Below are 15,597 nucleotides of genomic sequence, written 5' to 3' on the forward strand. Positions count from 1 at the left end.
GGCCCGAAGTCCCTGCCGCTCCCGAAGCACCTGCCGCACCCGAAGTCCCTGCCGCACCCGAAGTCCCTGCCGCACCCGAAGTCCCTGCCGCACCCGAAGTCCCTGCCGCACCCGAAGTCCCTGCCGCACCCGAAGCGCCTGCCGCACCCGAAGCGCCTGCCGCACCCGAAGCGCCTGCCGCACCCGAAGCGCCTGCCGCACCTGGCGCTCCAGCCGCGCCCGGGGATCCCGCCGCGCCAGACGCTCCGCCTGCAGCGCCCTGCTGTCCCACCGCCTTGTTCAAATCATCGACGTTGCTTTGCAGTTGGCTCACGCGCCCCTGGACATCGGCCATGGCGCGCTCGGTCGACGTCCGGGCGTCGGCCTGCGCCTCGGCTTGCGCCGGCGCGCTGTCTTGCGCCTGTCCGGACGACAGGCGCACGCGATCCTGCGGCTGCGAGGCGCTCGCCACCCCGGCATCGGCGGGAGGAGCGACGCTGCCCGAAGCCGCGCCCTGCCCCTGAACCACGGACGGGTTCGCGCCCGCAGCCGCGCCAATGCGCGCGCGATACTTCGCGAACGCCTCGGCATGTTCATTGAAGATGCGGCGCGCCTCGGCCGGATCCACGGCACGCACGGTCGCCGCATCGGGAATCGTCAGTCTTTGACCGGCCTTCACCAGATTCATATTGCTCTGGATGAACGCCTCGGGATTGGCACGCCACAAGGCCACCAGCATCTGATAGACCGATGCGTTGGGCACGGCATTGCGTTGGGCGATGGCGAAGAGATTGTCGCCCGACTTCACATTGACCGAACGCGACCCGGCCGCGCGGCTCGGCGTGCCCACCGCTGCCGGCGTCACATCCGCGCTGGTGCCGCGCAGAGGCACCAGGATGCTGACTTGCACCTGGCGCTGCCCCGAACTGGAGCTGATATCCAACAGCAGGTCCACCGCCCCGCTAGTCGGCGGCTGCGAGGCCCGCACACGGAGATTCTTGCGTGTCGCGTCCAGTCCGTCTTCGACCCGGACCACCATGCTTGCCAGCGGAACCGGCGGCTTCAGGCCTGCACGTTGCCATGCGGCCTCGTCCGCCACCGACACTTTGAGCGAGGCGATCTCGTCAGGCGTCAGTTCCTGCAATCCCACCACTGCCTGCAACGGCGCGCCCGGCACCGATACCACCCGCGAATGCCCCACGCGCATGGCCATGGCGGTACTACATACGCTTGAGCCAATCGCCAGCGCAATCGCCCACTGCAGGGCTTTTAAACGGCGGGCATGCTTCACTTGGCGCGAACGCTGGGTCATAAGCTGGAATTCCGTTCTTGTAGTCGACTTGCGGGCTGGAGCCGGCTCACGCCATATAGGTGAGAACAGGCATCAATTCACGGGAAAAGTGTAATGGATCATGCGCATTTCACAAACCTGAAAGGCCCGGCTGCATTTGTTGGCGAGCCCGTCTGGCGCCGCAACGCAGACGCCGCGCGAACGACAAGGGCACCCTGAGGTGCCCTTGCTTGCCTTGCGTACTTGATCAGGTGGCGCCAAACGCCGCCTGCAAGGGCATCAGGCTTCAGCCAGCGCGATACGCAGCATGCGGCGCAGCGGCTCGGCGGCGCCCCACAGCAACTGGTCGCCCACGGTGAAGGCGCCCAAATACTGCGAGCCCATCGACAGCTTGCGCAGACGGCCCACCGGAATATCCAGGGTACCGGTGACGGCAACCGGGGTCAGCGCGGAAACCGTGGCTTCCTTGGTGTTGGGCACAACCTTGGCCCATTGCGTGCCTTCGGCGATCAGCGCCTCGATCTCGTCCAGCGGCACATCACGCTTGAGCTTGATGGTCAGCGCCTGGCTGTGGCAGCGCATTGCGCCGATGCGCACGCACAGGCCGTCGATCGGCGTGGCGGGCGTGCCGAAAGCGGCGCCGCGGCCCAGGATCTTATTGGTCTCGACTTCGCCCTTCCACTCTTCCTTGGACATGCCGTCGCCCAGATCCTTGTCGATCCAGGGAATCAGGTTGCCGCCCAGCGGCACGCCGAAGTGCTCGTGGGGCAGCGCCGGATCCTTTTGCTTGGCCAGCACGCCGCGGTCGATTTCCAGGATGGCCGACGCCGGATCGTCCAGCAGCGACTTGACCGACTGGTTGATTTCGCCGAACTGGGTCAGCAGTTCGCGCATGTGCTGCGCGCCGCCGCCGGAAGCGGCCTGGTAGGTCATGGAGGTCATCCACTCGACCAGGTCGTTGTTGAACAGGCCGGCCAGGCCCATCAGCATGCAGCTGACAGTGCAATTGCCGCCGATGAAATTGCGCACACCGCGCTTGAGCGCCGCGTCGATGACCGGACGGTTGACCGGATCCAGCACGATGATGGCGTCTTCAGCCATGCGCAGGGTGCTGGCGGCATCGATCCAGATGCCGTTCCAACCCGCGCCGCGCAGCTTCGGGTAGACCTCGGAGGTGTAGTCGCCGCCTTGCGCCGTCACGATGATCGGCAGTTTTTTCAGAGCGTCAATGTTGTAGGCGTCTTGCAGCGGACCTGCGCCAGTGGCCCAAGTGGGCGCGGCGCCGCCAGCGTTGCTGGTGGAGAAAAACACCGGTTCGATCAGTGCGAAGTCGTTCTCGTCGCGCATGCGTTGCATGAGCACCGAGCCGACCATACCGCGCCAGCCGACAAGGCCTACTGCTTGATTCATTTCAATCGCTCTTTAAAGGTGTGGAGACTAGGGTCCAGGGGGAAAAAGCCGTGCAATTCAACAATTTATCAGAATGCACGGCCTGATGTTGCGGCGCAACCATAAAAAATAGGGGCCGCAATGGATGCAAGGTGCTTTCGAGGCGATGCCACAACAGCAAAAACAAGGGGCGGCCTGACGCGACCGCCCCTTGTCTTGCGCCGCCCCGGTCGCCGGACGCGGGCGTCCGGCGGCAGGATCAGGCCAGCGCCTTCAACACCGCTTCGCCCATCTGCGCCGTGCCGACCTTGGTGGTGCCCGGCTCGAAGATGTCGGCCGTGCGCAGGCCCTCGGCCAGCACGCGGCGCACGGCGGCCTCGATGCGGTCGGCCTGCGGCGCCAGGTTCAGCGAATAGCGCAGCAGCATGGCGGCGGACAGGATGGTCGCCAGCGGATTGGCGATGCCCTGGCCGGCGATATCGGGCGCGGAGCCGTGGCTGGGTTCGTACAAGCCTTGGCCGCCAGCGTTCAGCGAAGCCGAGGGCAGCATGCCAATCGAGCCGGTCAGCATGGCCGCCTCATCCGACAGGATGTCGCCGAACAGGTTTCCAGTCACGATGACGTCAAACTGGCGCGGGTTGCGCACCAGCTGCATGGCGGCGTTGTCGACATACATGTGCGACAGTTCCACGTCGGGATACTCGCGCGCGATCTCGATGACGATGTCGCGCCAGAACTGCGAGGTCTCCAGCACGTTGGCCTTGTCCACGCTGCACAGCTTCTTGCCGCGCTTGCGGGCCGATTCGAAGCCGATACGCGCGATCCGGCGCACTTCGGATTCCGCGTAGCGCATGGTGTCGTAGCCTTCGCGCTCGCCCGTGAAGGCGCCGTCGGGCGACGAACGCACGCCGCGCGGCGTGCCGAAATAAATGTCGCCGGTCAGTTCGCGGATGATCAAAATGTCCAGGCCGGACACGATCTCGGGCTTGAGCGACGACGCGCTGGCCAGTTCCGGATACAGAATGGCCGGACGCAGGTTGGCGAACAGGCCGAGCGCCTTGCGCAGGCCCAGGATGGCCTGCTCGGGGCGGAACTCGCGCGGCAGGCTGTCGTACTTCCAGTCGCCCACGGCGCCGAACAGCACGGCGTCCGATTCCTTGGCCAGGTTCAGCGTGGCCGGCGGCAGCGGATGCTCGAACGCATCGAAGGCGGCGCCGCCCACCGGCGCTTGCTTGATCTCAAAAGAAACGTCCAGCGCCTTCAGGACGCGCACGGCCTGCTCGACGATTTCCGGGCCGATGCCGTCACCCGGCAAGACTGCGATGTTGTGAGTCATACGAAAACAATCCTGTAATCAGAATAAGAGTGGCGTCAGGCGATCGGGCGGCTTTCCAGCCACGGATGACGGGCCAGGCGCTCGGCCTCGAAGGCGCGGATCTTGTCCGACTGGCGCAAGGTCAGCCCGATATCGTCGAAACCATTGAACAGACAGTACTTGCGGAAGGGCTCAATATCGAAGCCCATCTCCCGCCCGTCCGCCGCCACCACGACCTGGCGTTCAAGATCGACACGCAGTTTGTAGCCCGGGAAGGCCTTCACTTCGTCGAACAGGCGCGCGACTTCCAATTCGGACAGGATGATCGGCAGCAGGCCGTTCTTGAAGCTGTTGTTAAAGAAAATATCGGCATAGGACGGCGCGATGATGGCGCGGAAACCGAACTGCGTCAGCGCCCAGGGCGCGTGCTCGCGGCTGGAGCCGCAGCCGAAGTTCTTGCGCGCCAGCAGCACCGAGGCGCCCTGGTAGCGCGGCTGGTTCAGCACGAAATCCGGATTCAACGGACGCTTGCTGTTGTCCATGCCGGGCTCGCCGTGGTCCAGATAGCGCAGCTCGTCGAACAGGTTCGGGCCGAAGCCGGTGCGCTTGATCGACTTGAGGAACTGCTTGGGGATGATGAGGTCCGTGTCGACGTTTTCGCGATCGAGCGGAGCCACCAGGCCTTCGTGAGTGGTAAATGCTTGCATGATGTCGGTACTCGGTGCTTGACGCTTAACGGAAAGTGCGGACGTCGACGAAATGACCGGCGACGGCAGCGGCGGCGGCCATGGCGGGGCTGACCAGATGGGTGCGTCCGCCCTGCCCTTGCCGGCCCTCGAAGTTGCGGTTCGAGGTGGAAGCGCAACGTTCGCCAGGTTCGAGACGGTCGGCGTTCATGGCCAGGCACATGGAGCAGCCCGGCTCGCGCCATTCAAAACCGGCTTCAATGAAGATCTTGTCCAGCCCTTCGCGCTCGGCTTGTTGCTTGACCAGGCCCGAACCCGGCACCACCATGGCCTGACGCACATTGGACGCCACATGCTTGCCGCGCGCGACAGCGGCGGCTGCGCGCAGGTCTTCGATGCGCGAGTTGGTGCACGAGCCGATGAACACGCGATCCACACGGATATCGGTCAGCGGCGTGTTGGGCTTCAGGCCCATGTACTGCAGGGCGCGCTCCATGCCGCTGCGGCGCACGTCGTCTTTTTCGCGGTCGGGGTCCGGCACGCGGGAATCCACCGGCAACACCATTTCAGGAGACGTGCCCCAGGTGACTTGCGGCTTGATGTCGCGGGCGTTGATTTCCACCACGGCGTCGAACTTGGCGCCCTCATCGGTATGCAGAGTGCGCCAGTAACCCACCGCCTGGTCCCACAGCACGCCGGTGGGCGCAAAGGGACGGCCGCGGAAATACTCGACGGTCTTGTCGTCCACCGCCACCATGCCGGAACGGGCGCCGGCTTCGATGGCCATGTTGCAGACGGTCATGCGGCCTTCGACGGACAGGGCGCGCATCGTGCTGCCGGCAAACTCGATCGCGTAGCCGGTGCCGCCCGCGGTGCCGATGATGCCGATGATGTGCAGGACCACGTCCTTGGCCGTACAGCCGAAGGGCAGCTCGCCATCGACCTTGATCAGCATGCTCTTGGCTTTCTTCATGAGCAGCGTCTGGGTGGCCAGGACGTGCTCGACCTCGGAGGTGCCGATGCCGAAGGCAAGCGCGCCCACCGCGCCGTGCGTGCTGGTGTGCGAATCGCCGCAGACCACGGTCATGCCGGGCAGGGTCGCGCCCTGTTCCGGGCCGATCACGTGCACGATGCCCTGGCGCAGGTCATTCATGCGGAATTCGGTGATGCCGTACTTGTCGCAGTTGGCGTCCAGCGTATCCACCTGCAAGCGGGAAATCGGGTCGTCGATACCCTGGGCTCGATTCAAGGTGGGCACGTTGTGGTCCGCGACCGCCAGATTGGCGCCCGTGCGCCACGGCTTGCGGCCGGCCATCGCCAGGCCCTCGAACGCCTGGGGGCTGGTGACTTCATGCACCAGGTGGCGGTCGATATAGAGCAGACAGGTGCCGTCTGATTCCTGGTGGACGACGTGGGCGTCCCAGAGTTTGTCGTAAAGAGTTTGGGCCATGGATGCGCTCTGCAAGTAGACAGTCCGGCTCGTGCCGCACGCGGTTGAAAACGACCTCCGCGCGCCGGCCACTGCGGCATGAACGAATTATGCACAGGGTCTCAACCTAGTACAATTGCACCTTATATACCAGTATCAAGACTACCATGCTAGGAAATGACGGGGGTCACTTTGTCCTATTTCCATGCCCCAACCGCTCCGCAACCAAACAGTTACAGATACAAATTCGGGTATTTAAAACAGATACAAAATTATCAAACCGATATAATCGTTGTTCAGCGCGGACGCCTAAACTGCGAAACAAAGCGCAATAAACCGCATTTATCCTGCATTAAACTGGACCACAAATCCGGAATATAGCGAAATTAGTGCAAATTCAAGCTAATTAAGAGATGATGCGCGAAGAAACTCAAACTGCCGACCGGAAAACTTCGTCAAGAATTAACAAATATTGACTCGTCAAAACTGACATTTCCACACAATATGGCGGCCATTAATTCCTAACTCGACTCGCGAATAATCACTATGGCTTCGTTTTTGCTCAAAAGCACGACTTCGGTCCTTGCCCTGGCATTCGTTCCTGCGGCATTTGCACAGTCATCGGCTCCCGCCTCCGGGCAAGCTGGGGTCACGCTGAACCAGGTGGTCGAACAGACCCTGCTCAGCAACCCGGAAATCCAGGCTAAATACCATGACTTCCAGGCTTCGCTGGAGGGCCAGGCCGTCGCTCGCGGCGCCTTCTTTCCGCAGATCAATGCGCAAGGCTATGTAGGCCGCGAGTACCGCAACAACGTGCCCGGAGTCGGGTCGCAAAGCTGGAACCGTCCCGGCTACAGCGTGGAACTGCGCCAGTTGATTTTCGACGGCTTCCGCACGAGCAACGACGTCAAGCAAGCTGGCTTCGACAAGCTGGCTCGTTTCTATGACCTGCTGGCCACTAGCGACAACACCGCCTTCAGCGCCGTGCAGGCCTACGTCGACTTGCAGCGCTACCGCGACATGGAACTGCTGGCCCGCCAGAACTACACCCTGCATGAAGAAACGCTCAAGCAGATCGGCGAACGCGCTGACTCCGGCGTGGGCCGCCGCGTCGACCTGGAACAGGCCGGCGGGCGCCTGGCGCTGGCCCAGACCAACCTGATGACCGAGACCGCCAACCTGCTGGACGTGCAGCAGCGCTTCCAGCGTGTTACCGGCGCCCTGCCCCCTGACTCGCTGCAACCTACGCCCGACATCAGCGGCAAGCTGCCGGTCAAGCCGGCCGACTTCAACGAGTCCTTGCGCCGCAACCCCAGCTTCCTGTCCAAGCAGGCCGGGCTGCAGGCCGCGCAAGCCGGTGTCGCCTCGTCCAAGGGCGCCTTCTCGCCCAAGTTCGAGTTCGTGGCAGCGACCGGCCGCGACCAGAACGACCCGACGCCGCAAAACCGCGACATCCAGAACTCCAGCGTCCAGGTTGTCATGAGCTACAACCTGTATCGCGGCGGCGCCGACTCCGCCCGCGTGCGCCAGACCTCCGCGCAGTCCTACGCCGCGCGCGACATCCGCGACTACACCTGCCGCAACGTGCAGCAGGACCTGGCCGTGGCCTGGAACAACGTGGCCAGCCTGAACCAGAAGCTGCCCTTCCTGCGCGACCACGAAGTCGCCACCACGAAGGTACGCGAAGCCTACCGCCAGCAGTTCCAGATCGGCCAGCGTTCGCTGCTGGACTTACTGGACACGGAAAACGAACTGTTCGAATCGCGCCGCGCCCTGACCAACGCCCTGTATGACCTGCAGATCGCGCAGTACCGCTGGCTGGCGCTGTCGCACGCACTGCTGCCGGCGCTGTCGCTGCAGCCCGCGCGCAACGAAATGCCCGAGGAGAACGGCAAGCTGGAAGTCTCCGACGACGTGATCAAGCTCTGCAACTCGACGATCCCCGACTCGGCCCGCCTGGCGCCCGTGCGCGTGCAATACAACGAGGGCAATCTGCCGCCCACGTTCATCCCGGTAAACTCGCCCAAGGCCAAACCCTAGGCGAAGCAAGCGCAAGGAGACCATATGCAGAAACAGGGCAACGACTTCTCACAACTGGACGCGGATTTTGTCCGCGTCCTGGAAGACCTGATCGACGCGCTGATAGCCAATGGCACCTTGCGTATGACCGACCTGCCTGTGCAGGCTCAACAAAAGCTGACCCAGCGCAAGCAACAGCGCGCGCGCCTCTCCGAACACCTCGACCTGCTGGATGACGAAGATGGACAAGTTATCTGAAACGGCGGCCCGGGAGTGGCGCGCTGACGCGCGCGCGGCGCACGATGATCCGCTGCTGGACTGCCTGGTGGAAATCACCCGGCTGCATGGCGTGACGGCGACGGGACAGGCTTTGTCCGCGGGCCTGCCTCTGGAAGAACACAAGCTGACTCCCGCATTGCTGCCGCGCGCTGCCGCGCGCGCGCAGCTCTCCGCCCGCGTGGTCAAACGCACGCTGGACAGCATCTCGCAGGACCTGTTGCCCGCGATCCTGCTGCTCAACGGCGAGCGCGCCTGCCTGTTGCTGAAAAGGGACGGCGATAAGTATGTTGTCAGCCATCCCGAATTGGGTGGCAGCTCGATGGAAATGAGCGCTGCGGAACTGTCTGCGCAATACACCGGGCTGGTGTGCTTTGTGCGTCCGCAGTTCCGCTTCGACGCGCGCGCGCCCGAAGTCGCCAAGGTACGCGAGCGCCATTGGTTCTGGGCCGCCATCATGGAAAACCGGCGCATGTACCGCGATGCGCTGATCGCCGCCCTGCTGATCAATATCTTCGCAATGGCGATGCCGCTGTTCACCATGAACGTGTATGACCGCGTCGTGCCAAACAACGCCGTCGAGACACTCTGGGTGCTGGCTATCGGCATCACCCTGGTCGTGATCTTCAACATGATCCTGAGCACCGCGCGCTCCCATGTGGTGGACAGCGCCAGCAAGCGGGTCGATGTGCGCCTGTCGGCGCAGATCATGGAACGGGTGCTGGACCTGCGCATGGAAGGCCGGCCGGTATCGGTGGGTTCCTTCGCCGCCAACCTGCGTTCATTCGAATCCATCCGCGACTTCATCGCATCGGCCACCATCACCACCCTGGTCGACCTGCCCTTCATTCTGCTGTTCCTGTTGGCGCTGGCCTGGATCTCGCCCTGGATGATTCTTCCGCCCCTGGTCGCGATCGTGCTGATCCTGCTGGTATCGCTGGCGGCGCAGGCCCGCATGGAATCGCTGACCATGGCATCGTTCCAGGCCTCGTCACAACGCAATGCAACCCTGGTCGAGGCCCTGACCGGCCTGGAATCCGTCAAGACGCTCAACGCGCAGGGCTCCATCCAGCGCAACTGGGAACGCGCCACCGAGTACATCGCCCTGACCGGCGGCAAGCTGAAGCTGATTTCGTCTTCGACGGTCGGCTTCGTACAGGCCGTCCAGCAACTGGTATCGATCTCCGTCGTCATTATCGGTGTCTACCAGGCGCAGGAATCCGCCATCTCCATGGGCGGCATCATCGCCGCTTCCATGATCGCCGGCCGCTGCCTGGCCCCGCTCGGCCAGGTCGCCGGGCTGCTCATGCAGTACCAGAACGCGCGCACCTCGCTCGGCTCGATCGACAACTATATGAAGCTGCCGATTGAACGTCCGGCAGAAGCCGAATTCCTGCATCGTCCGGTCTTCCACGGCGGCATTGAATTCCGCGACGTTACCTTCAGCTATCCCGGCAGCAAGCAGCCGGTGCTGAAGAAGGTGTCCTTCAAACTGCAGCCCGGTGAAAAAGTCGGCATCATCGGCCGCATCGGTTCCGGCAAGACCACGCTGGAAAAACTGGCGCTGGCGCTGTATCAGCCCACCGAGGGCGCCGTGCTGCTGGACGGCGTCGACGTGCGCCAGATCGATCCCGCCGACGTGCGCCGCGCCATCGGCCACGTGCCGCAGGACCCGCTGCTGTTCTATGGCAGCCTGAAGCACAACCTCGCGATGGGCGCGCCCTACGCCGACGACGCCAGCATCCTGGCGGCCGCCAACATGGCGGGCGTCACCGATTTCGCCAACCTGCATCCCGACGGCTTCGACATGGTCATCGGCGAACGCGGCGAGTCCCTCTCCGGCGGCCAGCGCCAGTCGGTGGCAGTGGCACGCGCCCTGATCAACGATCCGCCCATCCTGCTGCTGGATGAGCCCAGCAGCAACATGGACCACCAGAGCGAAGCGCAACTGCGCAAGCGCCTGGGCGAAGCCAGCGCCACCAAGACGATCCTGCTGGTCACGCACCGCACTGCCCTGCTGGACCTGGTCGACCGCCTGATCGTGATCGACAACGGCCACATCGTCGCCGATGGTCCCAAGGAACAGGTTGTCGAAGCACTGCGTCAAGGACGCGTCGGACGCGGAAGCTGAGGAAACCATGCTGAACAATCCCGGCGAAACCCGGCACGGCCTGTTTGGAAGCTTGTGGCGCATGCTGCGCGGCGTCTTCGTGTTCTTCTTCGACCGCCTGCTGGACGGAGCCGAAAAAGGCAAACCCCAACAACGCTCCGACTACGTCGGCAACGCGGAATGGGTCATCCATGAATCCCAGGCGCGCGGCTCGCGCATCCTGCTGTGGGTCAGCCTGCTGGCCACCGGCGGACTGCTGCTGTGGGCGGGTACCGGCAGTATCGACGAAGTCGTCCGGGGCGAAGGCAAGGTCGTGCCGTCGCGCCAGGTCCAGATCATCCAGAGCCTGGACGGCGGTATCGTCGAGGAAATCCTGGTGCGTCCCGGGCAAGAAGTCGAGGCCGGGGAAGTCCTGCTGAAGATCGACTCCACCCGGTTCGCTTCGTCCCTGGGCGAAAATAACGCGGAATACATGTCCCTGCTCGCCAAGGCCGCCCGACTGCAGGCCCTGGCCACCGGCGAGCCCTTCGTGGCCCCCGAGGAAGTACTGACGCAGGCGCCTGGACTGGTGGAAATGGAGCGTAATGTCTGGCAAGCCCGCACCACCGAGCTGAACGCCACGGTCAACGTCGCCCGCGAGCAACTCAAGCAGCGCCAGGAAGACCTGCGCGAAACCATCGCCAAGCGTGACCAGGCCGCAGCCAGCTGCAGCCTGACCTCGCGCGAACTGCAGGTGACCCGTCCCCTGCTCAAGAGCGGGGCCGTATCCGAAGTGGATCTGCTGCGCCTGCAACGCGACGTGGCCCGCTACTGCGGCGAACAAAAAGGCGCCGAAGCCCAGATCGACCGCTTCCAGGCCTCCATCAAGGAAGCGGAAAGCAAGCTGCAGGAAGCCGAGCTGAACATCCGCAACCAGGCCCGCAGCGAACTGTCTGAAACCAACACCAAGCTGGCCACCCTGCGCCAGGGCAAACTGGCGCTGGCTGACCGCGTGAAACTGGCCGAAGTCCGCGCACCGGTGCGCGGCACGGTCAAGACGTTGTTCAACAACACGGTCGGCGGCGTGGTCCAGCCCGGCAAGGACATCATCGAAATCGTGCCCAAGGACGACACGCTGCTGCTCGAAGTCCGCATCCAACCGCGCGACATCGGCTTCCTGCATGCCGACCAGAAGGCGGAAGTGAAATTCACGGCGTACGACTTCGCCATCTACGGCGGCCTGGAAGGCAAGGTGGAACAGATCGGCGCGGACACCGTGACCGATGAGAAAGGCAATTCCTACTATGTAGTACGGGTCCGCACGGACCGCAGCACGGTAGGCGACAAACTGTTGCCCATCATCCCCGGGATGGTGGCGGAGGTTCATATCCTGACTGGCAAGCGCACGGTGCTGCAGTACCTGCTCAAGCCCATACTGCGCGCCAAGGCGAATGCCTTTACCGAACGTTAAAGGAGGGCTGCAAGGCTTTATGAAACCCGTTCCTGTTCTGTTGATTACGCACGACGACCTGTTGTGGCAGCACTGGCGTGGCCTGAACTCGGCCCGCTGGCTGGCGGCCCGCGGGCGCGGCCTGGCCGACCTGCAGCGCTGGCGCGAACAGGGCCGTACGCTGGCGGTCCTGGATGCGGACCTGCCCCGCCTGCCGTCCTGGCAGGACCCTAGCTGGGCCACGACCTTGGCAGACATGCACGTGGTTGTCGCCAGCCCCAGTCCGAACGACGAGCAAGGCACCCGGGTCCTGGGCGCCGGCGCGCATGGATACTGCCACGGCTATGCGTCGGCAGCTTCGCTGTCCCAGGCGCTGGAAGTCGTCGCATCCGGCGGCATCTGGATGGGCCGTTCCCTGGTGTCGCGGCTGCTCAAACTGGTCGCCGAACGCGCCCAGGATGCGCACTCCTGGGACGGCGGCGTGCTGACCGAACGTGAAATCACCGTCGCCCGCTATGCCTCCAGCGGCCAGGCCAATGCGCAGATCGCCGAAGCCCTGGGCATTACCGAACGCACGGTCAAGGCCCACCTGTCAGCCGTTTTCGAAAAGCTGGGCGTAACCGACCGCCTGCAGCTCGCCCTGCTCGTTCACGGCATTTCAGCCCCCGCCGACGCCAAAATCAAAATTACTTCCTGATACTGTCCTTGAGGACAATATCCCGCGCCGGCGGCGCAATCTAGTATCTGGCCATCTTGGATAACTCCCTGAAACGGAACCAACATGGCCAACACCTCCCCCGCAGTCGTCAACGAAATCTCCGGTCGCGCGTGGATACGCAATAGCGACGGTTCTCTGACCGAACTGCATCAAGGCAGCAAGGTCCCCGCCGGCAGCGACGTCGTCACTGCCTCGGGCGCCACGGTTTCGCTTCAGGTTGAAAACGGCATGCCTATCGTCATCGGCGAAGGCCGCGAGGTCGCGGTAACCGGCGACATGACCGGCCCGCTGGCCGACCCGTCCGAAGCGGCGGTGGCCCCGCCCTCCGGCACCGATTCCGACCGTCTCCTGGCCGCCCTGCGCGACGGCCGCGATCCGTTCGACGAACTGGATCCCACCGCAGCCGTCTTGACCGGCGGCGGCCCTGACGGCGGCAGCAGCTTCGTGCGCTTGGCCCGCATTCTGGAAACGACCACGCCGCTCGACCTGGCTTACCCGAACCCCAGCCGCGGCCAGGAAATCCTGCCCCGCCTGTCCGGTACCGGCGCCGGCGGTGACGATGACGCAACCCCAGCCACCGTCAATACTCCCCCCAACGCGCTGAACGACGCTGCCAGCGGAGACCAGAACAGCCTGGTGCGCGGCAACCTGCTGCTGAACGACTCGGACCCCGACGGCGACCCGCTGGCGATCGTCTCGGTCAGCGGCCGCCCCATGACCCCGGCCGGCATCACGGTCAACGGCAGCAACGGCGGCACCTTCACGGTCCTGCCCGACGGCAGCTACGTCTTCACCCCGGGTAATGAATACGGCCACCTGGCCGTGGGCGAAACGGCCACCAGCACCATTTCGTACACCATCACGGATCCCAGCGGCGCCACCTCCACGGCGACCGTCGTCGTGACGATCACCGGCACCAACGATGGCCCGGTCTCCACCGCCATTGCCGACACGTCGGGCATCGACGCCCAGACGGGTGTGAGCTACAACGTCTCCAGCCATTTCTCGGACCCGGACACCAGCGACAAGCTCACCTTTACGGCCACCGGCCTGCCGCCCGGCCTCACCATTGATCCGAACACCGGCATCATCACCGGCACCATCGACCACTCCGCCTCGCAAGGCGGCAACAACGGCGTCTACACGGTAACGGTGACCGCCACCGACCCGTCCGGCGCCACGACTTCCCAGGACTTCAACTGGGACGTCACCAATCCCGCACCGACGGCAGCCAACGACAACGGCACCACGGATGAGGACACCACGCTCAACGTCGACGCCCAAAACGGCGTCCTGGCCAACGACGTTGACCCGGATGGCGATACCCTGACCGTCTCGCAAGTCAACGGCGCCACCGGCAACGTCGGCACGCCGACGGCCGGCTCCAACGGCGGCACGTTCACCCTGAACCCGGACGGCTCGTACTCGTTCAACCCCGGCAACGCCTTCCAGCACCTGGCTGCCGGCCAGACGGCGACCAGCTCGATCACCTATACCGTCACGGACGGCCAAGGCGGCACCAGCTCCGCCACGCTGACGGTCGAAATCACCGGCACCAACGACGCGCCGACCGCAGTTGCCCTGCAGAACCAGGACAACATGGACGGCGATGTCGTCAACTACAACCTGTCCGGCTTCTTCAGCGACCTCGATGACGGCGATTCCCTGGTCTACTCGGTGGACCATATCCCCGGCGGCCTGAAGTTCGACCCCACCACCGGCACTTTTACCGGCCAGTTCGCCAACTGGGCGTCCGACCACACCAACACGGGCGTCAAGGGCGAGTACCTCATCACCGTGACCGCCACCGACAAGTCGGGGGCGACCGTCTCCCAGACCTTCGTCTGGACCGTGGGCAACCCCGTCCCGGTCGCGACCAATGACGAAGGCACCACCGGTGAAGACAAGCCCCTGGTCGTTGACCACGTCACAGAAGGCGTACTGGGCAACGACAGCGATCCGGACGGCGACGCCATGCACGTCTCGCAGGTCAACGGCGTCGACGCCGACGTAGGCCAGCCTGTCGTAGGTTCCAATGGCGGCACATTCACGCTGAACGCCAACGGTACATACACGTTCAATCCCGGCACGGCGTTCCAGTACCTGAATGATGGCCAGACGGCGACGACGTCGATCACGTACACCGTGTCCGACGCGCAGGGCGCGACCAGCACGGCCACCCTGACCATTACGGTCACTGGGCAGACCGACGCTCCTCCGGTGATCACGCCTGAAGACAGCGACGGCGACGTTACCGCTGGCCACAACAATGTGGCCGAAGCCTCTGGAGCCACGGTCACCGGCTCCGTGACCGTATCCGCCGAGGCTGGCATCAACAAGGTTACCGTCGGCGGCAAAGACGTCAGCAACGCCAGCGCCGCCAACCCGGTAGTCATCACCACCGACAAGGGGGTGCTGACCATCACCAATTACGATGCCACCACTGGCAAGATCACTTACTCCTACAAGGAGACTGGCGGAGCTGCCGATCACTCTAACGGCGACGATTCGGTCCGCGACCTCTTCCAGGTTTCCGTCACGGACTTCGCCGGCGAGACCCGTAGCAATGACCTGGTCATCCAGATCACCGACACCGCTCCTGAAGCCAAGCCCGACACCGCTTCCGTCACGGAAGACACCGCGCTGACCGCCACCGGCAACGTCATCAGCGGCACCGGCGCCGACACCCTCGGCGCGGACGTCACCAATGTCGTGGGCGTGGCCAAGGGCACGGTCGCCGCCGGCCAGAACGTCAACGGCAACGTCAACACCGCAGTCAACGGCGAGTACGGCAAGATCGTCCTCAAGGCCGACGGCTCCTACACCTACGAGCTGAACAACAACGACCCGCGCGTGAACGCGCTGCTCGATGGCCAACAGCTCAAGGACACCTTCACCTACACGATCAAGGACGCCGACGGCGACGTCAGCACCACCACCATCACGGTCACCATCA

Annotated in this window: 11 protein-coding genes; 6 read left to right on the forward strand and 5 right to left on the reverse strand. The window is 64.1% G+C overall.

Features of this window, described 5'->3' with window-relative positions; all coding sequences use genetic code 11:
- The 5 genes from AC6LKD_RS30905 to leuC all read right to left on the reverse strand — a co-directional run.
- Positions 1-1,192 (reverse strand): type IV pilus assembly protein FimV (locus AC6LKD_RS30905; protein WP_498118398.1); only part of this gene is annotated, 1,192 nt, incomplete at its 3' end.
- 357 nt (positions 1,193-1,549) lie between these two features.
- Positions 1,550-2,680, reverse strand: coding sequence for an aspartate-semialdehyde dehydrogenase (gene asd, locus AC6LKD_RS30910; protein ID WP_013392886.1), 1,131 nt, complete (start codon positions 2,678-2,680; stop codon positions 1,550-1,552).
- Positions 2,681-2,918: 238 nt separating this feature from the next.
- Entirely contained in the window at positions 2,919-3,995 is a 1,077-nt protein-coding gene (leuB, locus tag AC6LKD_RS30915) for a 3-isopropylmalate dehydrogenase (protein WP_498118399.1), read from the reverse strand.
- A 35-nt stretch (positions 3,996-4,030) separates the two neighbouring features.
- Positions 4,031-4,681, reverse strand: a complete 651-nt coding sequence (gene leuD / locus AC6LKD_RS30920) for a 3-isopropylmalate dehydratase small subunit (protein ID WP_013392884.1) — start codon at positions 4,679-4,681, stop codon at positions 4,031-4,033.
- Between the two features lie 25 nt (positions 4,682-4,706).
- A complete protein-coding gene (leuC, locus tag AC6LKD_RS30925; RefSeq protein WP_013392883.1) occupies positions 4,707-6,110 on the reverse strand; it encodes a 3-isopropylmalate dehydratase large subunit in 1,404 nt (467 codons plus the stop codon).
- 525 nt (positions 6,111-6,635) lie between these two features.
- Here leuC and AC6LKD_RS30930 point away from each other — a divergent pair.
- The 6 genes from AC6LKD_RS30930 to AC6LKD_RS30955 all read left to right on the forward strand — a co-directional run.
- On the forward strand, positions 6,636-8,129 hold the full coding sequence (locus AC6LKD_RS30930) for a TolC family outer membrane protein (protein ID WP_013392882.1): 1,494 nt from the start codon (positions 6,636-6,638) through the stop codon (positions 8,127-8,129).
- A 24-nt stretch (positions 8,130-8,153) separates the two neighbouring features.
- Positions 8,154-8,366, forward strand: a complete 213-nt coding sequence (locus tag AC6LKD_RS30935) for a hypothetical protein (protein ID WP_013392881.1) — start codon at positions 8,154-8,156, stop codon at positions 8,364-8,366.
- A complete protein-coding gene (locus AC6LKD_RS30940) occupies positions 8,350-10,515 on the forward strand; it encodes a type I secretion system permease/ATPase (protein WP_498118400.1) in 2,166 nt (721 codons plus the stop codon). The genes AC6LKD_RS30935 and AC6LKD_RS30940 overlap by 17 nt, the downstream gene beginning before the upstream one ends.
- A gap of 7 nt (positions 10,516-10,522) precedes the next feature.
- Positions 10,523-11,944, forward strand: a complete 1,422-nt coding sequence (locus AC6LKD_RS30945; protein ID WP_013392879.1) for an HlyD family type I secretion periplasmic adaptor subunit — start codon at positions 10,523-10,525, stop codon at positions 11,942-11,944.
- 19 nt (positions 11,945-11,963) lie between these two features.
- A complete protein-coding gene (locus tag AC6LKD_RS30950) occupies positions 11,964-12,620 on the forward strand; it encodes a helix-turn-helix transcriptional regulator (protein WP_424239122.1) in 657 nt (218 codons plus the stop codon).
- An 84-nt stretch (positions 12,621-12,704) separates the two neighbouring features.
- A partial coding sequence (locus tag AC6LKD_RS30955) for a retention module-containing protein (RefSeq protein WP_498118401.1) occupies positions 12,705-15,597 on the forward strand: 2,893 nt, incomplete at its 3' end.

The sequence above is a fragment of the Achromobacter sp. D7-1 genome (assembly GCF_059760445.1).